Origin of the sequence: Hymenobacter amundsenii (assembly GCF_002204745.1) — a bacterium.
Lineage (GTDB): Bacteria > Bacteroidota > Bacteroidia > Cytophagales > Hymenobacteraceae > Hymenobacter > Hymenobacter amundsenii.
The window spans coordinates 14,513-40,041 of sequence record NZ_NIRR01000020.1; the positions used below are offsets into that span (position 1 = coordinate 14,513).

20 protein-coding genes and 1 pseudogene are annotated in these 25,529 nt (G+C 62.2%); 20 read left to right on the forward strand and 1 reads right to left on the reverse strand.

Annotated features, from left to right (window positions below; translation table 11 throughout):
- Window positions 1–30 precede the first annotated feature (30 nt).
- From CDA63_RS12490 to lysA, 18 genes and pseudogenes are all read left to right on the forward strand, one after another.
- Window positions 31–765 carry a YebC/PmpR family DNA-binding transcriptional regulator gene (locus tag CDA63_RS12490; protein ID WP_088464798.1) on the forward strand — a complete coding sequence of 245 codons (735 nt, stop codon included), beginning with the start codon at window positions 31–33 and terminating at the stop codon, window positions 763–765.
- A gap of 12 nt (window positions 766–777) precedes the next feature.
- The gene (locus CDA63_RS12495) at window positions 778–1,257 is read left to right on the forward strand and encodes a serine hydrolase domain-containing protein (RefSeq protein WP_126546847.1); all 480 of its coding nucleotides are present in this window, start codon (window positions 778–780) and stop codon (window positions 1,255–1,257) included.
- 183 nt (window positions 1,258–1,440) lie between these two features.
- Complete coding sequence (locus CDA63_RS12500) at window positions 1,441–2,502, forward strand: proline iminopeptidase-family hydrolase (RefSeq protein ID WP_088464800.1); 1,062 nt, start codon at window positions 1,441–1,443, stop codon at window positions 2,500–2,502.
- Between the two features lie 74 nt (window positions 2,503–2,576).
- Window positions 2,577–2,975, forward strand: coding sequence for a hypothetical protein (locus tag CDA63_RS12505; protein WP_126546848.1), 399 nt, complete (start codon window positions 2,577–2,579; stop codon window positions 2,973–2,975).
- Window positions 2,976–2,993: 18 nt separating this feature from the next.
- A complete protein-coding gene (locus tag CDA63_RS12510; RefSeq protein WP_088464802.1) occupies window positions 2,994–3,332 on the forward strand; it encodes a hypothetical protein in 339 nt (112 codons plus the stop codon).
- A 654-nt stretch (window positions 3,333–3,986) separates the two neighbouring features.
- Window positions 3,987–5,129, forward strand: coding sequence for a 23S rRNA pseudouridine(2604) synthase RluF (rluF, locus tag CDA63_RS12520; RefSeq protein WP_088464804.1), 1,143 nt, complete (start codon window positions 3,987–3,989; stop codon window positions 5,127–5,129).
- A gap of 241 nt (window positions 5,130–5,370) precedes the next feature.
- Window positions 5,371–6,381 carry a biotin synthase BioB gene (gene bioB, locus CDA63_RS12525; RefSeq protein ID WP_088464805.1) on the forward strand — a complete coding sequence of 337 codons (1,011 nt, stop codon included), beginning with the start codon at window positions 5,371–5,373 and terminating at the stop codon, window positions 6,379–6,381.
- A gap of 176 nt (window positions 6,382–6,557) precedes the next feature.
- Window positions 6,558–6,821: a hypothetical protein gene (locus tag CDA63_RS12530; RefSeq protein ID WP_088464806.1), complete on the forward strand. Its 264-nt coding sequence runs from the start codon at window positions 6,558–6,560 to the stop codon at window positions 6,819–6,821.
- Window positions 6,822–6,972: 151 nt separating this feature from the next.
- Window positions 6,973–8,103 carry an aminotransferase class I/II-fold pyridoxal phosphate-dependent enzyme gene (locus CDA63_RS12535; RefSeq protein ID WP_088464807.1) on the forward strand — a complete coding sequence of 377 codons (1,131 nt, stop codon included), beginning with the start codon at window positions 6,973–6,975 and terminating at the stop codon, window positions 8,101–8,103.
- 222 nt (window positions 8,104–8,325) lie between these two features.
- Window positions 8,326–9,726, forward strand: a complete 1,401-nt coding sequence (locus tag CDA63_RS12540) for a chloride channel protein (protein WP_199797529.1) — start codon at window positions 8,326–8,328, stop codon at window positions 9,724–9,726.
- 37 nt (window positions 9,727–9,763) lie between these two features.
- Window positions 9,764–10,381, forward strand: coding sequence for a dethiobiotin synthase (gene bioD / locus CDA63_RS12545; RefSeq protein WP_088464809.1), 618 nt, complete (start codon window positions 9,764–9,766; stop codon window positions 10,379–10,381).
- A gap of 113 nt (window positions 10,382–10,494) precedes the next feature.
- A complete protein-coding gene (gene bioA, locus CDA63_RS12550) occupies window positions 10,495–11,817 on the forward strand; it encodes an adenosylmethionine--8-amino-7-oxononanoate transaminase (protein WP_088464810.1) in 1,323 nt (440 codons plus the stop codon).
- A complete protein-coding gene (locus tag CDA63_RS12555) occupies window positions 11,810–13,066 on the forward strand; it encodes a beta-ketoacyl synthase N-terminal-like domain-containing protein (protein ID WP_088464811.1) in 1,257 nt (418 codons plus the stop codon). The genes bioA and CDA63_RS12555 overlap by 8 nt, the downstream gene beginning before the upstream one ends.
- A 127-nt stretch (window positions 13,067–13,193) precedes the next feature.
- Window positions 13,194–14,552: a M20/M25/M40 family metallo-hydrolase gene (locus tag CDA63_RS12560; protein ID WP_088464812.1), complete on the forward strand. Its 1,359-nt coding sequence runs from the start codon at window positions 13,194–13,196 to the stop codon at window positions 14,550–14,552.
- 136 nt (window positions 14,553–14,688) lie between these two features.
- The gene (locus CDA63_RS12565) at window positions 14,689–17,355 is read left to right on the forward strand and encodes a DEAD/DEAH box helicase family protein (RefSeq protein ID WP_126546850.1); all 2,667 of its coding nucleotides are present in this window, start codon (window positions 14,689–14,691) and stop codon (window positions 17,353–17,355) included.
- A 131-nt stretch (window positions 17,356–17,486) separates the two neighbouring features.
- On the forward strand, window positions 17,487–18,005 hold the full coding sequence (locus CDA63_RS12570) for a hypothetical protein (RefSeq protein WP_088464814.1): 519 nt from the start codon (window positions 17,487–17,489) through the stop codon (window positions 18,003–18,005).
- 559 nt (window positions 18,006–18,564) lie between these two features.
- A pseudogene (locus CDA63_RS12575) lies at window positions 18,565–19,892 on the forward strand (aspartate kinase).
- Between the two features lie 80 nt (window positions 19,893–19,972).
- Window positions 19,973–21,121: a diaminopimelate decarboxylase gene (lysA, locus tag CDA63_RS12580; protein ID WP_088464815.1), complete on the forward strand. Its 1,149-nt coding sequence runs from the start codon at window positions 19,973–19,975 to the stop codon at window positions 21,119–21,121.
- A 16-nt stretch (window positions 21,122–21,137) separates the two neighbouring features.
- Here the strand turns inward: lysA and CDA63_RS12585 are convergent, their stop codons facing one another.
- Window positions 21,138–22,796 carry an ArnT family glycosyltransferase gene (locus tag CDA63_RS12585; protein ID WP_088464816.1) on the reverse strand — a complete coding sequence of 553 codons (1,659 nt, stop codon included), beginning with the start codon at window positions 22,794–22,796 and terminating at the stop codon, window positions 21,138–21,140.
- Window positions 22,797–23,086: 290 nt separating this feature from the next.
- Here CDA63_RS12585 and CDA63_RS12590 point away from each other — a divergent pair, with 290 nt between their 5' ends.
- Window positions 23,087–23,692 (forward strand): sce7726 family protein, encoded by a 606-nt coding sequence (locus tag CDA63_RS12590; protein WP_088464817.1) that lies wholly within the window; start codon window positions 23,087–23,089, stop codon window positions 23,690–23,692.
- 334 nt (window positions 23,693–24,026) lie between these two features.
- Window positions 24,027–25,523 (forward strand): SDR family oxidoreductase, encoded by a 1,497-nt coding sequence (locus CDA63_RS12595; RefSeq protein ID WP_088464818.1) that lies wholly within the window; start codon window positions 24,027–24,029, stop codon window positions 25,521–25,523.
- Window positions 25,524–25,529: the final 6 nt, after the last annotated feature.

Consider the following 25,529-nt stretch of genomic DNA (forward strand, 5'->3'; position numbering starts at 1 on the left):
ATATTCACTTACTCACTCATTCACCAATAGATGGGACGCGCGTTTGAATTCCGGAAAGGCCGCAAAATGAAGCGCTGGGACCGGATGTCGAAAGACTTTACCCGGATTGGCCGCGAAATCGTGATGGCCGTGAAAGAGGCCGGCCCCAACCCCGATACCAACTCGCGCCTACGCACGGCCATCCAGAACGGCAAGGGCGTGAACATGCCCAAGGACCGGGTAGAGGCCGCCATTAAGCGGGCCTCCTCCCGCGAGGAAAAAGATTACCTGGAAGTGGTGTACGAGGGTTACGCACCCCACGGCGTGGCCGTGGTTATCGAAACCGCCACCGACAACCCCACCCGCACCGTGGCCAACGTGCGCATGTACTTCAACCGGGGCAACGGCGCCCTTGGTACCGCCGGCTCCTCCGACTATACCTTCACCCGCAAGGGCGTATTCAAGCTGGCCGCCGAAGGGCTGGACGTGGAAGAGCTGGAGCTGGAGCTGATTGACGCCGGGGCCGAGGACGTGTACGCCGACCAGGACGAGGACGAGCAGGGCAACGTCACGGAGTTCATTGTGGTCGAAACTGCCTTTACCGACTTCGGCCAGATGCAGAAGGCGCTGGAAGAAAAGGAGTTCAACGTAGTATCGGCCCAGCTCCAACGGGTGCCCAACACCACCGTCCACCTCGAAGGCGATGAGCTGGAAGAGGTGATGAACCTGATTGAGAAGTTCGAGGACGACGACGACGTGCAGGCTGTGTACCACACGCTCGGCTAACTCACTACATTAATGCTTCCTAATAATGGGCCGCTCAGTTTGGGCGGCCCATTGTCGTTAGGCAGCAAGAAACAGTATCTGCGCCGTTTCGCGGAGCCCTACGCGGCCTACTCGCTGCTGACGACGGCCGCTGACTACAACCGCTTTTTGCAGGCCTTGCGCACTGGCCGGGGCCTGAAACCGGCCACCGCCCACCTGCTCACCACGGCCGCCAACGAGGCACAGCGCTGCGGCAATCCTGTCTCCCCCACCGACCCGTTTATCGGTTGGGCTACCGGCGTGGGCCTGGCCACCACCATCGCTGGCCCCGCCTTCTGGCACTGGGGCGACAACGACGACTTCCAGGGCTTCTTCATGGTACTCCCCGGCCGCCAGGAAAGCCTGCTGTTCTTCACCAACAGCGCCCACGGCCTGGAACTCACCGACAATGTGCTACGCCTGTTCATCGGCCCCGGCGAGTACCGGGTAATGCAGTGGCTGGCAGAGGAGTAGTTACTGGTTGTTGGTTGCCAGTAAGAACGTCATGCTGAGCTTGTCGAAGCATCTCTACCGCTTCCTCTAAGTCATTCAACGAAGCGCTAGAGATGCTTGACAAGCTCAGCATGACGTTCTTGTTGATTTCGGGTACTTTGTAAACAGCTTCGATAACTGACAACTGCTGCCTACATTGCTTTCATGCTGAACAAACTACTCGCCGGAGCCCTGTTGGCCCTTACCGCAGCCTGCTCCACTGCTCCCACCACCCCGGCCGCCGATGCCGCCGCCCCGGCTCTCGCCACCTACTTCCCTGCTCCCGATACCGCTATGCTGGCCGATGGCGGGGTGAAAATGGTGCCTATCACGACGCCCAAGGGCACGTTCAACGTTTGGACCAAGCGGTTCGGCAGCAACCCACGCATTAAGCTGCTGCTGCTCAATGGCGGGCCGGGCGCGACGCACGAATATTTCGAGTGCATGGAGAGCTTTCTGCCCCGCGAAGGCATTGAATTCATTTACTACGACCAGCTCGGCTGCGGTAACTCCGACAGCCCCAAGGATACGGCCATGTGGAGCCTGCCGCGCTACGTGGAAGAGGTGGAACAGGTGCGCCAGGCGCTGAACCTGGACAGCAGCAATTTCTACCTGCTCGGCCACAGTTGGGGCGGCATCCTGGCCGCCGAGTATGCCCTCAAGTACCAGCAACACCTCAAGGGCCTCGTCATCAGCAACATGATGATGAGCATTCCTGCCTACGGCAAGTACGCCAACGACGTGCTGGCGCCCCAGTTCAAGCCCGAAGTGCTGAAGGAAATCCGGGCAATTGAGGCGCGGAAGGATTACCAGAATCCGCGCTACATGGAGTTGCTGTTGCCAAACTTCTACACCCAGCACATTCTGCGCCGCCCTCTGGAGCAGTGGCCCGAGCCGGTGAACCGTTCCTTCGCCAAAATGAACCAGTCGCTCTACGTGACCATGCAGGGGCCCAGCGAGTTTGGCGTATCCGGCAAGCTGCTCAACTGGAACCGCGTGCCCGACCTGCCCAAGCTGGCCGTGCCCGTGCTCAGCATCGGCGGCAAGTACGACACCATGGACCCCGAGCACATGCGCATGGTGGCCGAAAAAGTCCAGCACGGCACGGCCCTCATCTGCCCCAACGGCAGCCACATGAGCTTCTACGACGACCAGCAAACCTACATGCACGGCCTGATGACGTGGATGCAAGGCGTGGATAAGGGCGAAAAAGAGGTAAAATTGTAGGTCCAAATAACCCGATCAGCCGCCGGCCATGCTTGGCTGCTGGCGTGTCCTACGCATTTCCCCTTACCTAATCCATGCCCCTTCCCGCTGCTTCCGCCACTGCCAACCCGCCACTTTACTCCCAGCGGAGCGTGCGTTTGTTCTCGTTGCTGTTCACGGCCATTGCCGGCGGGGTGTTCACGGCGCACAACCTGCGGACCGTTGGCCAGCCCGATGCAGCTCGGAAGGCCCTTTGGGGCAGCGTGGCCGTGGTGGCCCTGATGGCCATTGTGCTGGCGTTGCTGCCCTATTCCCCCAACACCGGAGCCTACACCGTGGGCGTGGGCCTGGCCAGTGCCTACGGACTGAATGGCTACGCCGACCGTTTCATTGCCAACCCGCGCGACTTCCCCACCAAAAGCATCTGGCGGCCGTTGGCTATCTGCCTGCTGGTGTTTGTGCCGATTGTGGCCCTGCTTATTTACGCCTTTTAAGCATCCTTTTTCTTCCCTATGAGCTTCCCCTACCGCTCCCTATTTCTGTTTGAAGCCGATACGGCCACTATTTTTGAGATAAAGCGCCTCGACATTCAGAGCAAAAACCCCGCTCACTTATACTTTTGGCTGCATTTCGATAACGCCAGCGGCCAGCTCAGCCAGCTCGATTTTGAGGATATGAGCACGGAAGACGGCGAGCACCAGCGCGAATTCAGCCAGGGCCAGCTGCGGTTCAATACCACCGATGGTACTTTTGCGCCCACCGATGGGAGCCTGCCGCTGACGCTGCGCACCATCACGCCGCCCACGCTGCCCGCCGAGCTGGAAACGGCGCTGTTCGCGTTTTTTGCCTGAGTCCGGGTCTAGGCGCACGGCTGCCCGTTGGTTATCGTATGCGAAAGCTCATTCTGTGCTTATTTCTACTGCCGCTTGCTGCCTGCTCCAGCAAAGCAGATAGATATGCCTATACCTTAACCAATCAGTGCGTCAAGGATTATGTCTCAAAGCATTACAAAGTTCGTGATGAAGTTCCGTACATAGAGATAATTGAGAATAACAATAATTGTAAACAGTATTATATCAGCAGCATAGCATATGTAAGCTATGTCACGAATAATCCTCCTTGCTATTATGCGACCATCGACAATAAAATGGTTCTTATCTACACGAAAAACTGTCTGAACAAAGACACATTAGGCAGGTCCAGCTTTTTTGTCAATAAATTTAAAAACAGGCTGCAAGACGATGTCACAAAGCAGCCAGACAGATACATAGATGGGTACAAAATCATCACGGTTCATGATTTCTTCGACCCCTCGAACGTAAGAATTAGCGAGTGCGGGGATGCTGGATGTGCGCCAGTGTTTGTGGAGAAGATGCCATAGTAATAGGCCAAATTTACCCGCCTCTTCTACCCCTATCCTATATCCGGTGTACCTTTGCAGGCTGCCGACCCCTCTCGGGTTGGCAGCCTGTTTTTTTACCCGTTTGCCTCAGTCCCCAGCGCCCATGTCGACCCGTCTCAATAAATACATCAGCGAAAGCGGCGTGTGCTCGCGCCGCGAAGCCGACCGCCACATCGAGCAGGGCAACGTGCTGGTCAACGGCAAGCGCGCCAGCGTCGGCGACCAAGTGACGCTCAAAGACCGGGTGGTAGTGAACGGCGTGCATATTGAGCCCCGGCCCGAAGAAGAGGCCGTGTACATTGCCTACAACAAGCCCCCGGGCATCGTCACGACCACCGATACGTCGGTGCGCGACAACATCATCCGCAGCATCAAGCACTCGGTGCGCATCTTCCCCATCGGCCGCCTCGATAAAGAGTCGCAGGGCCTGATTCTACTCACCAGCAACGGCGACATCGTCAACAAAATCCTACGGGCTGGCAACCAGCACGAGAAGGAGTATGTCGTGATGGTTGATAAGCCCATCAAAGACGACTTCATTGAGGCCATGCAGGGCGGCGTGCCGATTTTGGGGGTGATGACCCAGAAGTGCAAGGTGAGCAAGGAGACGCCCTACATCTTCCGCATTATCCTTATCCAGGGCATGAACCGCCAGATCCGGCGCATGTGCGAGCATTTCGGCTACGAAGTGGTCCAGCTCGAACGCATCCGCGTCATGAACATCGGCATCAAGGGCCTGGGGCCCGGCGAGTGGCGCGAGCTGCGCGATAAGGAGTTGAAGGTGCTGTTCGAGATGATTGAGCATTCGAGCGGCACCGACGATGGCGCAGTGCCGCGCCGCCGCAAAGTGGTGTCTACAGCCGACCAGTGGGGCGACCGGCCGGGGCACAAAACGGCCCGGCCCGCCACCAGCCGGCCCGCTATTTCCCGTCTTCCTTCCGGCCCGTCTTTCGACGACGAAACCACGCCGCGCCCTACCAAAACCTTACCCGTGGGTACTTGGCTCGACAAGGGCAAGCCTAAAGCCGGAGCCAACCCCAAGAAGCTGTCCACGGCTGGTCGTAGTGCTGGTTCGGGCCGGCCCAGCGGCAAGGCTGGCACCCGCCCCGGCAAACCCGCCAGCCCGGCCAGCGGCCCCAAAGGCCCCACTAAACGGCCCGCCAAGGGAGCCAGCAGCAGCGGCCCAGCCAAGGGCAAAACCAGCAGCCGGGGCAGCCGTGGAGCCAGTCGTCCCGGCAAGCGGTAGATCAGCCACTCCTGGTTGGCCGTGATTCGGCCGTTCGGGACAGTCGCCCCATAAGTTACACTAGGGCACAATTGGGGTTCTCCTGTATCTTGCGGCTCGCTGGTGGTTTTGGCCCCGGCGAGCCGCCTCGTTTTACCCCTACTTTGGCCGTTAGCTGATAGCTTTTCGCTATTAACTGCCGGTCTAAAGCCCACCCCAAAAGCTAGCAGCCCTCAGCTAACAGCTAACAGCTCAAAAATCTATGAATCTCCGTACCGACTGGACCCTCGCCGAAGTATCCGCCATCTACCACCAGCCCGTGCTGGAGCTGGTGACCAAAGCCGCCGCCATTCACGCCGAAACTCAGGCCACCGGTGAGGTGCAGGTGTGCACCCTGCTGAGCGTAAAAACCGGCGGCTGCCCCGAAGACTGCGCCTACTGCCCCCAGGCCGCCCGCTACCACACGGGCGTACAGGCCCACAAGCTGCTGCCCGACGCCGAAGTGCTGGCCTCGGCCCAGCGCGCCCGCGACGCCGGCTCGACCCGCTTCTGCATGGGCGCCGCCTGGCGCGAAATCCGCGATAACCGGGACTTCGACCGCGTGCTGGGCATGGTGGAGCAGGTGAACGGCCTCGGGCTGGAAGTATGCTGCACCCTGGGCATGCTAAACGAGTACCAGGCCGAGCGCCTCAAGCAGGCCGGCCTTTACGCTTACAACCACAACCTCGACACCAGCCGCGAGAAGTACGACGACATCATCACGACCCGCACCTACGACGACCGGCTGAACACGCTGGAGCATGTGCGCAAGGCCGGTATTTCGGTCTGCTCGGGTGGCATCATCGGCCTCGGCGAAACCGACGGGGACCGCATTGCCATGCTGCACACCCTGGCCACCCTGGCCGCCCACCCCGAAAGCGTGCCTGTGAATGCCCTGGTGCCCGTGGAAGGCACGCCTTTGGCCGAGCAGCCCCGCGTGAGCGTGTGGGAAATGCTGCGCATGATTGCCACCGCCCGCATCCTGATGCCCCACACGATGGTACGCCTCTCGGCCGGCCGCCAGGAAATGCCCGTCACGGAGCAAGCCCTCTGCTTTTTGGCCGGTGCCAACTCCATCTTCTCGGGCGAGAAGCTGCTGACCACCCCCAACCCCGACTTCGACGCCGACCAGCAGATGTTCGCCTTGCTCGGCCTCACGCCCCGCAAATCGTTCAAGGACGTGCCCGAAGGCGCCGTGCTCATGGGCCGCGGCAAGGCTCCGGTGGAGGCGTAAGGGGCGAACCCTAAGAACAGCTTTACCAGAACGGTGTCATGCTGAGCGCAGCGGAGTCGAAGCATCTCTACCGCAGTAGTAATCCTATTGACTGCAACAAAGCGGTAGAGATGCTTCGACTCCGCTCCGCTGCGCTCAGCATGACTGTTCTATTCATCCCACCTTCCTCCCTCCCCATGGAAATTGCCTTCGACCTCAACCTCGACCACACCTACGCTGAGACCATCCGTCAGCAGCACGATTCCCGCGAAGCCCAGGACGTGATTTCGGAGCTGGAAGATAAAATTGGCGCGGCCCTGAGCCTGGTCATGCAGCGCCACGGCGTGCTACCCGCCGTCGGCGACCGGGTAGAAGTGGACTCCGAGTGGTTGGTTATCAATGCCCGCACCTTCGGCCAGGACGGCAGCGTGTGGCTCTCGGCCAAGCAGTTTGAAGGGTAAGCCGAAAGAGAAAGAGCAGTAGCGCGAAAGTCCGTTTCGCGACGAGCGAAGCGAGTATTTGGAAACGAGCCACGAGAACCAGGCGCGCCGATACTCGCTTTGTTTGTCGCGAAACGGGCTTTCGCGGTATTTACCGTCTTGACCGTTGCCCATGATGCCCTCTCCTCTCCACCAACGCCTACACGCGGAGCTGGCCCGCCGCGAGGCCGCCGGCACCCGCCGCCGCCTGCCCGCCCCGCCTGCGCCCGGCCTCATCGATTTCAGCTCCAACGACTACCTGGGCCTGAGCCGGCACCCGCGGGTGCGCGCCGCCGTAGCCGATGCTGCGCAACTGCCCGCCGGCAGCACTGGCTCCCGCCTGCTGACCGGCAACTCCGCCGCCGCCGAAGCCCTGGAAACCCACCTGGCGCAGTTTCATGGTACCGAAGCGGCATTGCTCTTCAACTCGGGCTACACCGCCAACCTGGGCTTCTTCAGCACCGTGCCCCGGCGCGGCGACACGATTCTCTACGACGAGGCCAGCCACGCCTCCGTGAAGGAAGGCATCCGGGCCAGCTTCGCCACCGCCTGGAGCTTCCGCCACCACGATTTGCAGGACCTGGAGCGCAAGCTGAGCCGGGCTACCGGCGCGGTATTCGTGACCGTGGAAGCTCTGTACTCCATGGATGGCGATATGGCCCCGCTGCCCGAACTGGCCGCCTTCTGCCGGACCCGGGGGCTGCACCTAGTGGTGGATGAGGCCCACTCCAACGGCGTGTACGGCCCCCAGGGTGAGGGGCTGGTAGCGGCGCTGGACCTCCAGAACGATGTATTTGCCACCATTCTCACGTTCGGCAAGGCCCTCGGCAGCCAGGGCGCGGCGGTGGCCGGCCCGGCCCTGCTGCGCGATTACCTGCTGAGCTTCAGCCGCCCCTTCATCTACACCACGGCTCTGCCGCCCGCCACCATTGCCGGCCTCACGGCGGCCTGCCAGCTACTGCCAGAACTCCACGCGGAGCGGGCGCAACTGCTGGCGCTGTCGGCGCATTTGGTAGCCACGCTCAACGTCGTGCCCGGCCTGCGCGTGCCCGCCACCAGCCACATCATCCACCCGGTTTTCTTCACCCACAGTCCCGGTCCGGCCCAGGTGCGCGCCGTGGCTGCCGCTGCTCAGGCCGCCGGCTTCGACGTGCGGGCCATCGTGTCGCCGACGGTGCCGGTAGGTACCGAGCGCCTGCGCCTGATCGTGCATTCCTACAACACGGAGGCGGAAATTGACGGGCTGGCAGCGGTGTTGCGTTAAATGAACCAGCTTTTACCGGAGTCATAAAACATAATGGGCCCCGTTTGGGCTAGATAGTCAGTTGTCGGCAACAGTCTGCAGCGCGGATGGTCTTTCTTTCTCCGCGCCGGTCCAGCCAATTCGAGTTACGTTGCGGTACTTGTCACAATTCAAATAACTGCACAAAGCATCCTTGCGTCACGTAGAAGCCGATAGTACGCAGCCGCATTTCGTACTCGCACAATGGCCCAGGAAGTTGCTGCCGGAACAAAAGCGCAGAACTCATACGTCAGTCATACCCTTCACCACCACACTACATCAGGCACTCACAACACAGTACATTTTTGCGCAATGGAAAGAGAAGAAATCATAAAACACAACTACTTAAAGCTTATTCTCTCCTCGGCACTCATCGGGTTAGCCAGTAGCATTCTGGCCTATGCGTTGAAACATATGACCGAGCATATCGAATTGATGGTTTATAAAAATATCAATAATTTTAACGCTCTTTTATTTATCATATTACCCACTGTCGGACTGACACTTATTTTCTTTTCCAGAAAACACTTGTTCCACGGCCGAAAGAACAAAGGAATTGTAGAAATATATAAGACGCTCGACCAGAGAAAAGAGCATCTACCCATATTTAAAATTCCGTCCCATTTTCTCAATGGTTTCCTGACGGTTGTTTTTGGCGGCTCTACGGGTGTAGAAGTTTCCACAGTGGTGGCTACTGCTACCATCGGCAACACCGTTTATAAAAATGATTTTTCGGCCAAAAGGTATAAGCGCGAACTGGTATGCGCTGGCGTTACGGCGGGTGTCGCTGTTCTGTTTGTAAGCCCATTGGCGGGCGGGCTGTTCGCGATGGAAGTTATTGCCCGAAAAGCAAGGCGTTCCATTGTCGTTAGCTGCGCCGCATCAGCCTTGGTAGCCTGGCTGTTTATTGCCTTATTCGAACACGAACGACTTTTATCTTTACCTGTTCAGAACTGGCACTGGCAGGCATTACCCTGGTTTGCCGCCCTTAGCTTGTTAAGCGGCCTGCTATCAGTCTATTTCACGTTGCTCGTAACCCGTATGAAAGCCGTATTCGGCAATATTAACAACAACTTTGTGCGGGTTAATATCGGGGCTATTCTGGTTGGCAGCATGATTTTTATGTTCCCGGCTTTATATGGTGATAGTTACCACGGGTTAAAAGAAGTACTAGACAATCCATCAATCCCAATTCTAACCCTAGCTATTATTATGTTGCTGAAGCCGCTGGCTGCTTCCCTAACGCTTGGCGCCGGTGGTGATGGAGGAGTATTCGCACCGAGCATCGTAGCGGGCGCGTTTCTGGGTTTGCTATTCTGCTCTTTATGCAATGCCGTAGCAGGCACCCATCTAATACCAATCAACTTTGCTTTAGTAGGCGCGGCAGCTACCCTATCAGCCTCTATTTATGCGCCTTTTACTGCTTTAATATTGGTGTGTAATATCGTTCCGAATGGCTATGACTTGTTCTTTCCTTTGTTATTAGGCTGCTTTATAGCTAAATTATTTGCTCAGAAAATATTGCCTTATAATGCCTATACCTACGATTTTTATTTAGCTAAATTCAACAATATCAAAACGGAAATATCAGCAAGTAAACTTTAAATCTGATACCGTATTGATAACGCCAAGCGCACATTCTTTGGAACACCTCTTCATCACCGGCATCGGTACCGACGTGGGCAAGACCTTCGCCGCGGCCGTGCTCACCGAAGCCCTGCAAGCCGACTACTGGAAGCCCGTGCAAGCGGGCCTGACGCCCACCACCGACGCGGGCACCGTGCGCGGGCTGGTGCAGAACCCCATCAGCCGCTTCTGGCCCGAGCGGCACCGACTAGCGCTGCCGGCCTCGCCCCACGCCGCCGCCGCCGCCGAGGGCCTCACGCTGCAACCCACTGACTTTGAACTCCCCGCCACCAAAAACCACTTGGTGGTAGAGGGCGCGGGCGGGTTGCTGGTGCCCCTGGCCCCCGGTTTTCTAGTGGCCGATCTGGTGCAGCAATTGGGGCTGGCCGTGGTGGTGGTGTCGCGGCACTACCTGGGCAGCATCAACCACACGCTGCTCACGCTGGAGGCGCTGCAGGCGCGGCAGATTCCGGTGCGCGGGTTGCTGTTCAATGGGGAGCCGACGCCCGCCACCGAGGAGGCTATTCTGAGTTACTACGACGGGCCGGTGCTGCCCCGGCTGCTGCCGGAGCCGGCCGTAACGCCCGCCGTGGTGAGCCGGTACGCGGCGGAGTTCCGGGCCTGGTTTGCGTAATAGATTTTTTCGCGCGGATTTCGCGGCGTTACGCAGCGCGATTTACGTGAAACCGATGCTGCGCAATGCCACGAACTCCGCGCGAAAAAACTTACCCGCCCTACCTTTGCCTCATGCCCACCCTCTCCGAACGCGACCACGCCGTACTGTGGCACCCCTATACCCAGATGCAGACTGCCCCGCTGCCCATTGCCATCGTAAAAGGTGAGGGCAGCTGGCTTATTGGTGAGGATGGCACCCGCTACCTCGACGCTATTTCGTCGTGGTGGGTGAACCTGCACGGCCACGCCCACCCGCGCATTACCGCCCGGGTGAGCGAGCAGCTCCGCACCTTGGAGCACGTGCTGTTTGCCGGCTTCACCCACCCTACCGCCGTGGAGCTGGCCGAGCAACTGCTGGCGCTGCTGCCCGCCAGTCAGGCCCGCGTATTCTACTCCGACAACGGCTCGACGGCCGTGGAAGTGGCCCTGAAAATGGTGCTCCAATACTTCCACAACCTCGGCCAGCCGGAGCGGCGCACCTTTATTTGCTTCCGAAACTCTTACCACGGCGACACGTTCGGGGCCATGGCCGTGAGTGCGCGCGGGGCCTTTACGGAACCCTTCTGGCCGATGCTGTTCGACGTGGAATTTCTGGACGTACCGGTGCCGGGCCGCGAGACCGAGGTGTTGGCCCAACTCGATGCGCTGCTGCAACGTCCCGACGTAGCCGGCTTCATTTTTGAGCCGCTGGTGCTGGGCACGGCCGGCATGGTGATGTACGAGCCGGAAGTGCTCAGCGAGATGCTGCGCCGCTGCCACGCGGCCGGGGTGCTCTGCATTGCCGATGAGGTGATGACCGGTTTCGGGCGCACTGGGCCGCTGTTTGCCTCCGAGCTGCTGAGCGAGCAGCCCGACATGATGTGCTTTTCCAAGGGCCTCACCGGCGGCACGCTGGCCATGGGCCTGACCACCTGCGCCGCCCCGATTTACGACGCCTTCCTGAGCGACGACAAGATGCGGGCCCTCTTCCACGGCCACTCCTACACGGCCAACCCCGTGGCCTGCGCCGCCGCCCTGGCCAGTCTGGAGCTGACCCGCGCCGATGCCTGCACCGAGCAGCGCCAGCGCATTGCGGCCGCCCACGCTGCTTTTCAGGCCGAAATAGCGGGCCAGCCGGGCATTCGGGCGGTGCGGCACCGGGGCACCATTCTGGCCGTAGAATACGACCCGGGCGAGGGCACCAGCTACTTCAGCCGCCTGCGCGACGCCTTCTACCAGCTAGCCCTCGACCACCACGTGGTGCTGCGGCCCCTGGGCAACGTGGTGTACCTGCTGCCGCCCTACTGCACCACCGACGAGGAGCTGGACCTGCTTTACGCCGTGCTGCGGAAAATGCGCGAACTGGTCCTCAACTTCACTCCTGCCCCCAACCTGCCCCACATTCTGCATGACTAACCCCGCGCCTGCCGACGACGCCGTGGTGGTTATTCGAGGCCGGGGACGGGTATCGGCGCTGGGCCTGGAGCTAGGCATCAATTACCCGGTTTCGCCCTTCACTGCCCACCCTACCGGCGTACCCGTAGCCGCTTTGCCGCCTGCCACCGAAGCGGCGCTGGCGGCGCTACGCCACGCCCACCCTGCCTACCGCCAGCTCGACCGCACGGTGCTGCTGGCCCTACTGGCCGCCCGGTTGGCAATGGCCGATGTTGAGTCGCCAGTTGCCAGTTGTCAGTTGTCAGGTCGTTTTAAATCTGGTTCGTCTGAACGACCTAGCAACTGGCAACTGGCAACTGGCAACAGAATGGCCATCAGCATCGGGAGCAGCCGGGGCGCGACGGGGCGGCTAGAGGAGTTTCACGCGGGGTTTCTGAGTGAGGGCAGCGTGCCGGCTGCCGCTTCACCACTTACTACCCTGGGCAACGTGGCCAGTTGGGTGGCCTTCGATGCGGGGCAACAGGGCGCGGCAGCCCTGAGCCATTCGAGCACTTGCAGCAGCGCATTTCAGGCGTTGGGCAACGCTGTAGCCTGGCTGCGGGCCGGTATGGCCGACCGGTTTCTGGCCGGCGGCACCGAAGCCCCACTCACCGATTTCACCCTGGCCCAGATGCGGGCCATTGGCATTTATTCGCCCTACGCGGCCGCCGACTGGCCCTGCCGGCCGGGGGTGGGCCGGCCCTCCACGTTCGTACTGGGCGAGGGCGCGGCCGTGTTTGCCCTGGAACGGGGCAGTCGGGCGGCATTGCAGGCCGCGGGAGAACCCGCGTTTCTGCTCGAAGGGGTTGGGTTCGGCTTTGAGGCCATCGGCAGCAAAACCGGCCTCTCGCCCGAGGGAAGCCACTTCCAGCAGGCCATTCGGGAAGCAATCTGCCAGGCCCACGTCGCCCCCGAAACCATCGACGCGGTGGTGCTGCACAGCCCCGGCACCCCCGCCGGCGACGCGGCCGAGCGGGCCGCACTACGGGCCGTGTTCGGGGAGCACCAGCCGTTGCTGCTCTCCAACAAGTGGCTGTCGGGCCACACGTTGGGCGCTTCGGCCGCCCTCAGCCTCGACTTCGCCCTGCACGTGCTGGAAACTCAGCAGTGGCCCACACCACCCTTCGCTACCGACGTGAACGGGCCCGCCCCGCGGCCTTTACGGCGGATTCTGGTGAATGCGGCCGGCTTCGGCGGCAACGCCGCCAGCGTGATAGTGACGCAGGTGTAGCGGATGCCGTCTGAACGGCCGTAGCGCGAAGCTCCGGCCGTTCAGACGGCATCCGCTGTAACGAAAAGTCGCCGCCGCAACGCCCGGGCCGGAATTGCGTCTATACTCCTTCAACCACCACTCTCCCATGACCCGTTCTCTTCTCCTGCTGCTCGGCTTATGCTGCGCGGCCCCCGTTTTCGCCCAGAATAAGCCCACCACCACGCCCGATCCGCTCATTCTGCGCATGGTTCAGCAGGTGTCGGCCAAGAATCTGAAGGAGGATATCGACAAGCTCGTGAGCTACGGCACCCGCCACACGCTGAGCGACACCAAAAGCAAAAAGCGCGGCATCGGGGCAGCCCGCAACTGGGTCGAGGACGAGTTCAAGAAGTATAGCAAGGCCAGCGGTGGGCGGCTCAAGGTCGAGCAGGACACGTTCACCGTCAAGCCCGACGGCCGCCGCATCAACCAGCCCGTGGTAATGGCCAACGTGATGGCCACGCTGCCCGGCACCGACCCCACCGACAAGCGCATCTTTATCGTGAGCGGGCACATCGACTCGCGGGTTTCGGACGTGATGAACGCCACGGCCGACGCGCCGGGCGCCAACGACGACGGCTCCGGCACGGTGGCCGTGATGGAGCTGGCCCGCGTGATGAGTCAGCAGCAGTTCCCGGCCACCATCATTTTCGTGGCGGTGCAGGGCGAGGAACAGGGCCTCTATGGCTCCACCCACCTGGCCAAACGTGCCAAAAAAGAAGGCTGGAACCTGGTGGCGATGCTCAACAACGACATCATGGGCAACTCGACCGGCCACGACCCGGAAATAAAGAACACGACCCAGCTGCGGGTGTTCAGCGAGGGCGTGCCGGCCACCGAAACACCCGAGGAAGCCAAACTTCGCCGCACGCTCAGCAGCGAAAACGACTCGCCCAGCCGCCAGCTCGCCCGCTACGCCCGCGAGGCCACCAAGCAGTACGTGCCCGGCCACGAAGTAGTGCTGGAGTACCGCCCCGACCGGTTTTTGCGTGGCGGCGACCACACGCCATTTAATCAGCAAGGCTTCACGGCGGTGCGCTTCTCGGAAATGAACGAGGACTTCCGCCACCAGCACCAGGATTTGCGCACCGAAAAGGGCGAGGAGTACGGCGACCTGGCCAAGTTCATGGACTTTGCCTACCTGCGCAGCAACACCGGCGTGAACCTGGCGACGCTGGCGAATCTGGCCCTGGCCCCCGCCGCCCCCCAGAACGTGGGCGTGCTCACGGCCGAACTCACCAACCGCACCCAGCTCAAGTGGGAAGCCCCCGCCGCCGGCGAAAAGCCGGCCGGCTACTACGTGCTTATGCGCCCCACCAGCGCCCCCGAGTGGGAGCAGAAGTTCTTCGTCACTGACACCACCGCCGACCTGCCCTTCAGCAAGGACAACTTCCTGTTCGGCGTAGTAAGCGTGGACGCTGAGGGCCACGAGAGCCTGCCCGTCATGCCCAAGCCGGTGCGGTAGGCAAAAAGAATCAGCAGTAACCGAACGCTCCGCCGACACATCCACTGGATGTGTCCGGCGGAGCGTTTTGCTCTACCACCCATTTCCTTTATAATCCGTCAGCTTGAAGTTTGCGGCTGAAAATCTGTTGCTACTTATGCCGCTACCCGCGCCCGTTCAGTTCAAATTTCCCTGGCGGGGCTACCAGCAGCGAATTCTGGAGGAGTTGGATGACCATTTGGCCAACGACCACCTGCACGTGGTGGCCCCGCCGGGTTCGGGCAAAACGGTGCTGGGCCTGGAGGTACTCTGCCGCCTGGGCGAGCCGGCCCTGGTGCTGGCCCCCACGCTCACCATCCGCGACCAGTGGGTGCAGCGGTTCTGCGAACTGTTTCTGGCTGACGGCACCCGGCCCGAGTGGCTTTCGACCAACCTGCGCCAGCCGGACTGGCTGACCGTGAGCACCTACCAAGCACTGCACGCCGTCTGCACCAACCCCGACCCGGCCGTGGAGGCCGCCGAAACGGCGGCGCTAATAGCACGGCTCCGCGAGCAAGGCGTCCGGACGCTGGTACTCGACGAGGCACACCATCTGCAAAATGCCTGGTGGCGCAGCCTAATGCGGATAAAAGAGGCCCTGACGCCCACCGTAGTCGGCCTGACGGCCACCCCACCCTACGACGTATCGGCGGCCGAATGGAAGCGGTACTGCGAGCTGAACGGCCCCGTAGACGCTGAAATTACGGTGCCCGAACTGGTGGCGGCTGGCGACCTTTGCCCCCACCAGGATTACGTGTGCTTCTCGGAACCCACTGGTTCGGAGGGGCAGCGCCTGCACGAGTTGCACGAGCTGTTGCGCGCCGAGTACGCGGCCATGCGCCACGACCCGGCCCTGGCCGCCGCCCTGGCCAGCCATCCGGCCCTGCAAGCCCCCCACGACCACCTCGATTGGATATATGGGCAGCTGCCCAGCTTCGCCGCCAGCCTGATTGTGCTGCACGCCCAGGGCCGTGCCTTGCACCCCGATCAGCTGGCCGTATTGGGGGTTGAGCCCGGAGACGTGCCCCCGCTCACGCCCGAATGGCTGGAAAAAGCCCTCGGATTTTACCTGTTTGAGCCAACCGGATTTGAAGCCCACCAAGCCCACCGCCGGGCGCTCGAAAAGCACCTGCGCCAGCGCGGGCTCCTGACCGGCCGCCGGGTAACGCTGCGCTTTCATCCCCAGCTCGACCAGCTGCTGGGGGCCAGCCTGAGCAAGCTGTTCAGCATTGGGCGAATCGTGGAATTCGAGCAGGCCGCGCTGGGAGCTGAGTTGCGCCTGGTGGTGCTCACTGACTACATCCGGCGCGAGTTTATGCCCGCCACGCCCACCAACGAACTTCCCCTGAACCGCCTGGGCGTACTGCCGGTTTTCGAGCTCCTGCGCCGTCAGACCCAACCACACCAGCGCCTGGGCGTGCTCACGGGCAGCGTGGTAATCGTGCCCACCAGCGCACTGTCCGCCTTACTGGCGGCGGCCCCGAACCAGCCACCGCTACCGAGCCAACCCCTGCCCTACGACAACGCCTACTCGGTGGTGTTGCCCCCGGCGGGACGTCAGACTGAGCTCGTGGGCCTCGTTACCCAACTCTTCGAGCAGGGCGATATCACGACGCTTATTGGCACCAAGGCGCTGCTGGGCGAAGGCTGGGACGCGCCCTGCCTCAACACGCTGGTGCTGGCCAGCTTCGTGGGGTCGTTCGTACAATCGAACCAGATGCGGGGCCGCGCCATCCGAACCCAGGCCGGGCAGTCAGAGAAAACCAGCCACATCTGGCACCTGGCCTGCCTCGACCCTCACGCCTCCGCCGGGGGTCCCGACTTAGCCCTGCTACGGCGGCGGTTCCAAGCCTTTGTGGGGGTGGCGCTACCGCCCCAGGCGCCCGGCCTGGCCGAGGGTTTGGGCCGCCTGGGCGTCCCGCCCGCAACCGAGGCCGTACCACCAGCCGAAACGCTCAACGCGCCCACTTTTGCGCACGCCCTCGACCGGCCGGCCCTGTCCCGGCGGTGGCAAACTGCACTGGCGGCCGGCTCGCAGCTCGTACCCCAGCTGCGTGTGCGTCCCGACTTTGAGCTGCCCGAGCCCCTGCCCCGCCTGCGTCGCCTCTACCTCACCCGTACGCTGGCCTATCTGCTGGCCGAGCTGAGTTGCGCCCTGCTGCTGTTTGCCGAGCAGGCGCTTAATGTACTGGCCCGTTTCACCAAGCAGAAACACTCGGTAGCCGAACTGCTGCTGTTGCTGAAAATAGGGGCCGTAGTTGGCTTGGTCATGTTCGGGCGGCGACTCTGGCAGGCCCTGCGGCTCTACCTCACCTACCGCGACATCGGCCGCGACGTAGAGCCGATTGCCCAGGCCCTGCTCGCGGCCCTGGGGCGCGGGGGTTTGGTACGGGCCGGAGCGGGCCTAACGGCAGTGGCCGAACGCGAACCAGATGGCAGCGTGACGTGCTCGTTGCTGGGGGGCACGGCCTTTGAAATATCCGTGTTCCTGCGCAACCTGGCCGAAATCCTCAACCCCCTCGATAACCCCCGCTACGTGCTGGAACGGCAGAGCACCCTGTGGCGGCTGGTGCCCCAGCGCGACTACCACGCCGTGCCTGAGGAGCTGGCCCGAACCAAAAAAGACGCCGAGCATTTTGCCCACTGCTGGCACCAGCGCGTGGGCTCCTGCCGCCTGATCTTCACCCGCACCCTCGACGGCCGCCAGGAGCTTCTCCGCGTGCGGGGCCGTACCCTGGCCACTGCCCTGGCCCCCCGGGCCGAGGAACGCAGCCGGTGGCAGTAGCCGGGTTTTCAAGGAATTCGGCGGGGATAATGCGGCCCACGAGAATTACCAGCAAGGGCCACGCAGGGGCGGTAGGATACTGGTCCGCAGCCCGCTACCTTCGGCCTCCATTATAGTTATCCGTATTGTCCATGAAACACCTGCTACTCCTGCTCACAGCCACTTTCAGCCTTTCCTACGCCCAGGCCCAAACGCCGACAACCCCCACCTACCGCGTGGCGGTGGGGGTGCTGGGCTCGTACCGGACGGTAGGGGTGCTGGGCGAAGTGCGCCTGACGCCCCATTTCGGCCTGAAACTAGCCGGCGTGCGCAACTACGACAGCACCGTGCCCGACGAGTACAGCACCGCCGGCATCGGGCAGTTGGCCTATTACCTGCCTTGCCGTCTAACGTGGCTGGAGCCGGTGGTGGGGCTGGGCGGCATCTACACCCGCTACCACTGGAAGCAATACGGGCAAAGCGGCACCGTCCGGGACCTGAACGTGGGCGGCAGCTTCGGGGCCAACGTAGTCTTTCATCCGCGCCTGCGCACGGGCGTGCAGGTGTTCGTGGCTAACGGCTTTCGTTCCGCGTACTCCGACAACGCCATGCGCATCAGCGGCCGGCGGCTGCTGGCGTTGCCGGCTCTCACGCTGGAAGTGCTGCTGTAAGCGCCTGGGGCGGGCCCTGCCCACCAGTGTTCCGGGAACCGATGGCCCCAGATAACACAAGCAGCCCAACGAGTGGCCCCGGCGACAAAAGCCGCAGTAACGGCCAGCTAAAGGGCGATAACAAGTAGGGCGTTGGGCTTACGTGCACCTTCAGGCTAGCACGTTGATTTGCGAGGCCGATGCTGTTTTTTTCGGGGACTTACTGGAATATTGCCAATCCGGAGCGAACTTGCGGCCGCAAAAAGGTCGAGTTATCTTTTGCACTCCCGATTATAATTGCCCTATGTGCTGCCCGTTTTCCTCTGCTCCCGCTTCTTTTGCCAGCCGGTCGGCTTGTGCTATGGGCGTGTGCGGCAAGGGCAAGCGGGCGACCGGCGGCCCCCTGATGGTCAAGAAATCGAAGAAACCTACCCCGACCCGACCGTCGCACTAGTTCACCGTACCTCCCCTGAACGTTCAAGCGCCGGTCCTGCCCAGGATCGGCGCTTTCTTTTGTTCTGCTCTTTTCACATCGCCCGCCGGGTCTTTTTCCGACACTCGTTTTCTGCTTTTCTGGTTTATGAAGATTTTGAAGTTTGGCGGTACGTCCGTCGGGTCGGCGCAGCGGATGCGCGAAGTGGCAGAGCTGATTCACGCACCCCATTTGGACCGGCGCATCGTGGTGCTCTCGGCCATGAGCGGCACACCAATTCGTTGGTGGAAATTGCCCGCTTGCTCTATAGCGGCGACGCGGCCGCGGCCGAAGCGCGCATCACATTTCTGCAGCAGCGCTACCACGAAGTGGCTCGCGAGCTGCTCGGTGAAAAAGCCGACGCGTTGCTGCCCACCCTCAATCAGCACTTCCAGACCCTGCTCGATCTGACAGCTGCACCCCTCTCGGCCGATGGGGAGCGGGTGGTGCTGGCCCAGGGCGAGCTACTGAGCACGCTGCTGGTGCACGCCTACGTAACCGAGGTATTGGGCCGCCCAGCCGTATTGCTGTCGGCCCTCGATTTCATGCGCATCGACACCGACGAAGAGCCCGACGCGCCCGCCATCCGGGAGCTGCTGGCCGCCACGTTGGCCCCCTACGCCAGCGCCCCGCTGTTCATTACGCAGGGCTACATCTGCCGCAGCGCCCAGGGTAGCATCGACAATCTCAAGCGCGGCGGCTCCGACTACTCGGCTTCGCTGATCGGGGCGGCCGTGGGGGCTGAGGAAATCCAGATCTGGACCGATATCGACGGCCTGCACAACAACGACCCGCGCATTGTAAAGGGCACTTACCCAATCCGGGAATTGTCGTTTGACGAGGCGGCGGAGCTAGCCTACTTCGGGGCGAAAATTCTGCACCCCAGCTCGGTGCTGCCGGCCCGCCAGCACGGCATTCCGGTACGCCTGCTAAATACGATGCAGCCCGACGCCCCCGGTACGCTCATTTCGGCCAAAACCGGAGCCGAAGCCATCAAGGCCGTGGCCGCCAAGGACGGCATCACAGCCATCAACGTGAAGTCGAGCCGGATGCTGCTGGCCCACGGTTTCCTGCGCAGCCTGTTCGAAATTTTCGAGCGCTACCGCACGTCCATCGACATGATTACGACTTCGGAAGTGGCCGTGTCGCTGACCATTGACGACGCCGGCCGCCTGCCCCAGATTCTGGACGAGCTGCGCCGCTTCTGCACCGTGGAAGTCGATGAAAACCAGAGCATCATCTGCCTCGTGGGCAGCCTCACCCAGGATACCAACGGCAGTGCTAACCGGGCTTTTACCGCCCTGCGCGACGTGCCAGTGCGCATGATCAGCTACGGCGGCTCGCCCAACAACATCAGCATCCTGGTCAGCACCGACGACAAAGTGCGGGCGTTACAGGCGCTGAACGAGGGGCTGTTTATTTCAGCTGTTAGCTAGTAGCTTTTGGCTGCTAGCTATTTTTCCATCCTACCATCAGCTAATAGCCAACCGCTAATAGCTAACAGCTTAATTCCTCCATGCCCTTTCAACTTCCGGCTGAATTTCACACCCAGCCCACGCCCTTTTACTACTACGACCTCGCCCTGCTCGACCAGACGCTGACGGCCCTGACGGCGGCGGCCCGGCCAGGCAATTTTCAGGTGCATTACGCCCTTAAGGCCAACTTCAACCGGCCCGTGCTGGAGCGCATCAGAAGGGCCGGGCTGGGGGCCGACTGCGTGAGCGGCGGCGAGGTACAGCGGGCACTGGAGGCCGGTTTCGGGGCCGACCACGTGGTATTTGCCGGCGTGGGCAAGTCGGATGCCGAGATAAACCTGGCCCTGGCGGCCGATATTTTCTGCTTCAACGCTGAGTCGGTGCCCGAGCTGCGGGTGCTCGATGAGCTGGCCGGGGCCCAGGGCCGCCGGGCGCGGGTGGCGCTGCGCGTGAACCCGAACGTGGACGCCTACACCCACCCCCACATCACGACGGGCCTCGACGCCAATAAGTTCGGCATCAGCCTGCCCGATCTGGCCGGCGTCATCGACCAGCTCGACCAGTTGCCGAACGTGGAGTTGATTGGCCTGCACGCTCACATCGGCTCCCAGATTACGGAAATGAGCGTGTTTGCCGCCCTCAGTCGCAAGCTCAATGACCTGCAAACCTGGCTTGAAGACCGGGGCCACCACCTGCCCCACCTCAACGTGGGCGGCGGCCTGGGCATCAACTACGAGCAGCCCGACGAGCAGCCGATTCCCGATTTCGCCACCTACTTCGGCATGTTTGAGCAGCACCTGCAGCGGCGGCCGGGCCAGCAGGTGCACGTGGAGCTGGGCCGTTCGGTGGTAGCTCAGTGCGGCACATTGCTCAGCCGGGTACTCTACGTAAAGGAAAGCCAGCACACCCGCTTCGCCATTCTGGATGCGGGCATGACCGAACTCATGCGCCCGGCCCTCTACGGCAGCCACCACCACATCCAGAACCTGAGCAGCCAGCAGCCTGAGCAGGCCTACGACGTAGTAGGCCCCATCTGCGAATCGACCGACACGTTCGGCCGCGCCCGCCTGCTGCCCGAAACCCAGCGCGGTGACCTAATGGCTATCCGCTCGGCCGGGGCCTACGGCGAGGTGATGTCGTCGGGCTACAACCTACGCGAGAAGGCGGCAGCGGTGTATGGCGGTGCGTAGGGGCTTCGCTTCGCCCCTACCAATACACCGTCCATTTGCCCAGTTCCTCGTGGTGCTGAAAGCCGGCCAGCAGCCAGCGGTGCTCGGCTGGGGGCTCGTTTTTGAGCAGCAGCACGGGGTGGCGGGCTAGCAACTGGCGCAGGGGGGCTTCGGCTGCGGGCTGATCGAGGTAGAGCAGGTAGCGGTGCCAGCTGGTGCCGGGCTCGAACTGGGTTTCGCGGTTGAGGCTGGCGTTGCCGTCGTTAAGGAACACCGGGAGCTGGCCCAGCTCGAAGGCCAGGGACGGCAACAACTCATTATAGACGACGACCTGGCGGGTGGCGAGGTGCTTCTGGCGCAGGAATTCGGCTAGCGGGCGGCTGCCGTTGAAGGCCAGTTCATTCTGGCGCAGGATGGGCTTGGCCGAAATCAGCAGGAAGGCGGCGAACAGCGTGGTGGCCACCAGCAGCCGGGGCGCAATGCGCACTTGGTTCCAGAGCGTGAGCGTAAGCACCAGCGTAACTACCCCGAGGGCGGGCGCGATGGCCGTGAGCGGGTGCACCTCTAAGTCAAGCTCCAGGGCCGCCACAAACACCGGCAGCAGGCACAGCGCCCCCAGCAACAACCCGAAAAACGCCACGATGCCCACGTACCACTTCAGCAGCAGGGCCTCGGTGCAGCGGCCCAGGTAGTACACCGTGAGCAGGGCCACGCCCGGGAAAATGGGCAGCACGTAAAGCAGCAGCTTCGATTTGGAAAGCGAGAAGAATACCAGCGGAAGGAGCACCCAGAAGATAAGCACGTTGCGCCACTGCCGCGGCACCGTGGCCCAGGGCGTGCGCACGGCCCGCACCACCAGTGCCACCGCCCAGGGCAGGCTGGTAGCCGGAGCCAGCACCACGTAGAACCACCACGGCTTGGCCCGGTTGAAAGTGGCCGCATTGGCGAACCGCTCCACCGTGTGCTCGACCAAGAAGTAGCGGATAAAAGCCGGATTCTCGGCCACCAGGTACGCATACCAGCTCAGTCCCACCACCAAAAACAGCCCGAAGCCTAAGGCGTGGTGCACCGTGAACGGCCGCCGCGCTGGTGGCCCTTCGGCCCGGAAGTAGGTGCTGATAACGGCCATCAGCGGCAGCACGAAACCTACCGGCCCCTTAGTCAGAAACGCCAGCCCCAACCCTGCCCAGAACAGGTACAGCCAACGCCGCCCGCTGCCCGCGTAGTAGCGCAGGATGCCGTAGGTGGCAGCCAGCTCCAGGGTGGCCAGATAGCCGTCGGTGGTCACGTTGAGAGCCGAAATAAGCACCACCGGCAGCGTACCGTAGATGACGGCCGCCGCCAGGGCCCGGGCGCGGTCTTGCTTAAACAACAGTAAGCCCAGCCCGTACATGAGCACCACTTGCAGCAGCACGGCCAGCACTGGCAGCAGGCGTACACCCACCATGTTCACGCCAAACAGGCCCAGCCCGGCCGCCGTGAGCCAGTACGTGAGGGGGGGCTTATGGAAGTGCTGGATGCCGAGCAGCCGCGGGTGCAGCCAGTCGCGGCCCACCAGCATTTCGCGCCCGATTTCTGAGTAGCGGGCCTCGCTGCTTTCCAGCGGCCCCCAGTTGCCCAGCTGCCACGCAAAAGCCCCACCCAGCACCAACAGAAACAGCCAGAGCCAGTGGCGGGAGGTCATGGGAAGAGGCATAGGGCAGTGGTTGGGGTGAAGGAGAAGCGCAAAGGTAGGTTTTTGAAGAAGGCAGGAATGAAGCAGAGAAGGAGAAAAGAACTGTCATTCCGACGCAGGAGGAATCTCGCGTGCCAAAGTAACTTCTGTTGTCAAGGTCACCACGACAACGGCAGCACGCGAGATTCTTCGCGCTGCTCAGAATGACAGTTCCTTTTTCTCTTGGCCTCTCCCAATTTCCCCTTACACCAGCCTCCCCAAACTCCTACCTTTACCCCAGCGAAGCCTCCACTTCGCCCGCGCTGCTATCCATGAACGACGCCGACATCCGCCCTTTCCTCTACCCCCGGCTGTTGGGCGGCGTCTGGATTGATGAGCTGCCCACTGGCACCACCCGCGCCGACGTAGTCCACATCACCGAGCAGTTTATGCACGGCTACGAGCTAAAGGGCGACGCCGACACGCTGCAACGGGTGCCCCGGCAGCTGCCCTGCTACGGCCGGGCCTACGATTTCGTCACGTTCGTGGTCACGGAAAAGCACCTGGTTAAGCTGCTGCCCCAGCTGCCCGAGTGGGTGGGCGTGCTGGTGGCCTCGGCCGAAGGGCTGCGCGAGCTGCGGCCCGCCGCCTACAACGCCACCGTCGAGCGGCCCGCCGTGGCCGGGCTGCTGCGGGTATCCGAAATCAAGCAGTTCTTACTAGCCCAGGGCCTACCCGGCGTGAGCACCCTGCGCCGCCGCGACATCCTCAACTTCCTGCGCACCACCCGCCTCGTTTCCCTGGCGGAGCTAGCCAGCTTCGTGCGCCGCCAGCTACTAGCCCGCCACGAGGAGCGCCTACTGTTGCGGGCCGTCCGCAAAGTGGAGCGCGATAAAGCGGCGGCCAGGCGCAAGCGGCGGCCGAAACATCAGAGGTGAGAGGTGAGAGGTGAGAGGTGAGAGGTGAGAAACGGTACGGGACCCGGACTTCAACCGAACGTCATTCTGAGCGAAGGCGCAGCCGCAGTCGAAGAACCTCTACCACTTTGTTTGAATCGTCACAATGAAGCGGTAGAGATTCTTCGACTGCGGCTGCGCCTTCGCTCAGAATGACGTTCTCATGTCTAACCTCTCCCTCTCCCGTCCTACTAATAACCTCTCCCCCACCTAAGCAGTTGAACTACTGAGGCCCCGGCGTAGACCCAGCCTCCGCTGTCAGCCTGAAAGCTAACAGCTAACAGCTAATAGCTCTCAGCCAACAGCTTAAAAAGCCATGCATATTCTCCTCACCGGGGCCACCGGCTACATTGGCCAACGCCTGCTGCCGCTGCTCGTCGAGGCCGGCCACCACGTTACCTGCCTGGTGCGCGACGCCCGCCGCTTCGAGTTCCCGGAGCGGCTGCGGGATGGCATTACGGTGGCCGAGGGCGACCTGCTCCGGCCCGATTCGCTGGCCGATTTGCCGCTCGATATAGATGTAGCTTACTACCTGGTACACTCCATGAGCGGGCACGACAAGGACTTTTTCCGGCTGGAGCAGCAGTCGGCCCGGCACTTTGCCCACTACCTCAACCGCTCCGGCTGCCGGCAGGTCATCTACCTCTCGGGCATTGCCAACGACCGGGCCCTGAGCGTACACCTTCGCTCCCGCAAGGCCGTGGAGAAGGTGCTCGGCAAGGCCGAAAAAGCGCGGCTCACGGTGTTGCGGGCCAGCATCATCATCGGCTCGGGCTCGGCGTCGTTCGAGATTATCCGGGATTTGGTCGAGAAGCTGCCCGTGATGGTGACGCCCCGCTGGCTCAACTCCCGCTGCCAGCCCATTGGTATCCGCGACGTGATGTTCTACCTCATGCAGGTGCTCGACAACCCCGCCGCCCAGGGCCAGTCGTTCGATATTGGCGGGCCCGACGTGCTGACGTATCGCCAGATGCTGCTCGGGCTGGCCGAGGCCCGGGGGCTGCGCCGCTACATCATTACGGTGCCCGTGCTCACGCCCCGGCTTTCGTCGTGGTGGCTGTACCTGGTCACGAGCACCACGTTTTCGCTGGCCCAGAGCTTGGTCGAAAGCCTACGCAACGATACCGTGGCCGACCCAGCCCGCAGCATTGCGGCAGTGGTACCCCACGCGTGCATGAGCTACAACGCGGCCGTGCGCCTGGCCTTCCAGCGCATCGAGCAGAACGAGGTAGTGAGCAGCTGGAGCGATGCGCTGAGCAGCGGCGTGATGCCCCGCGACTACATGGACCACATCCAGATGCCCCAATTCGGCCTGTTCCGCGACCGGCAAACGCTGCGCTTTACCCGTCCGCCCGCCCAGGTGCTGCAAAACGTGTGGAGCATCGGCGGCGAGCGGGGCTGGTATAAGGTCGATTGGCTCTGGCGCATCCGGGGGTTGCTCGATAAGCTAGCCGGCGGCGTGGGCCTGCGCCGGGGCCGCCGCTCGCCCACCGACCTGCGCGCCGGCGACCCGCTCGACTTCTGGCGCGTGCTGGTGGCCGACCGCGCCAACGGCCGCCTGCTGCTCTACGCCGAAATGAAGCTCCCCGGTGAAGCCTGGCTCCAGTTCCGCATCCTGCCCAACCCCGAAGACGGTTCGCACACCCTTGAACAGCTGGCCGCTTTCCGCCCCCACGGCCTGGCGGGCCGGCTCTATTGGTACGCCATGGTGCCCTTCCACTCGGTTATTTTTAAGGGCATGATTGAGAATATCGTGCAGTACGGCGAAACGACAGCGGTGCGTTCTGCGCCGATGCCAGCGCTGGGTTCTTAGGCGAGT

Excerpts from the sequence above, each read along its gene's own strand:
- CDA63_RS12490 (WP_088464798.1), top strand. The coding sequence starts at position 31 with ATGGGACGCGCGTTTGAATTCCGGAAAGGCCGCAAAATGAAGCGCTGG.
- CDA63_RS12495 (WP_126546847.1), top strand. The coding sequence starts at position 778 with ATGCTTCCTAATAATGGGCCGCTCAGTTTGGGCGGCCCATTGTCGTTA.
- CDA63_RS12500 (WP_088464800.1), top strand. The coding sequence starts at position 1,441 with ATGCTGAACAAACTACTCGCCGGAGCCCTGTTGGCCCTTACCGCAGCC.
- CDA63_RS12505 (WP_126546848.1), top strand. The coding sequence starts at position 2,577 with ATGCCCCTTCCCGCTGCTTCCGCCACTGCCAACCCGCCACTTTACTCC.
- CDA63_RS12510 (WP_088464802.1), top strand. The coding sequence starts at position 2,994 with ATGAGCTTCCCCTACCGCTCCCTATTTCTGTTTGAAGCCGATACGGCC.
- rluF (WP_088464804.1), top strand. The coding sequence starts at position 3,987 with ATGTCGACCCGTCTCAATAAATACATCAGCGAAAGCGGCGTGTGCTCG.
- bioB (WP_088464805.1), top strand. The coding sequence starts at position 5,371 with ATGAATCTCCGTACCGACTGGACCCTCGCCGAAGTATCCGCCATCTAC.
- CDA63_RS12530 (WP_088464806.1), top strand. The coding sequence starts at position 6,558 with ATGGAAATTGCCTTCGACCTCAACCTCGACCACACCTACGCTGAGACC.
- CDA63_RS12535 (WP_088464807.1), top strand. The coding sequence starts at position 6,973 with ATGATGCCCTCTCCTCTCCACCAACGCCTACACGCGGAGCTGGCCCGC.
- CDA63_RS12540 (WP_199797529.1), top strand. The coding sequence starts at position 8,326 with ATGGCCCAGGAAGTTGCTGCCGGAACAAAAGCGCAGAACTCATACGTC.
- bioA (WP_088464810.1), top strand. The coding sequence starts at position 10,495 with ATGCCCACCCTCTCCGAACGCGACCACGCCGTACTGTGGCACCCCTAT.
- CDA63_RS12555 (WP_088464811.1), top strand. The coding sequence starts at position 11,810 with ATGACTAACCCCGCGCCTGCCGACGACGCCGTGGTGGTTATTCGAGGC.
- CDA63_RS12560 (WP_088464812.1), top strand. The coding sequence starts at position 13,194 with ATGACCCGTTCTCTTCTCCTGCTGCTCGGCTTATGCTGCGCGGCCCCC.
- CDA63_RS12565 (WP_126546850.1), top strand. The coding sequence starts at position 14,689 with ATGCCGCTACCCGCGCCCGTTCAGTTCAAATTTCCCTGGCGGGGCTAC.
- CDA63_RS12570 (WP_088464814.1), top strand. The coding sequence starts at position 17,487 with ATGAAACACCTGCTACTCCTGCTCACAGCCACTTTCAGCCTTTCCTAC.
- lysA (WP_088464815.1), top strand. The coding sequence starts at position 19,973 with ATGCCCTTTCAACTTCCGGCTGAATTTCACACCCAGCCCACGCCCTTT.
- CDA63_RS12585 (WP_088464816.1), bottom strand. The coding sequence starts at position 22,796 with ATGCCTCTTCCCATGACCTCCCGCCACTGGCTCTGGCTGTTTCTGTTG.
- CDA63_RS12590 (WP_088464817.1), top strand. The coding sequence starts at position 23,087 with ATGAACGACGCCGACATCCGCCCTTTCCTCTACCCCCGGCTGTTGGGC.
- CDA63_RS12595 (WP_088464818.1), top strand. The coding sequence starts at position 24,027 with ATGCATATTCTCCTCACCGGGGCCACCGGCTACATTGGCCAACGCCTG.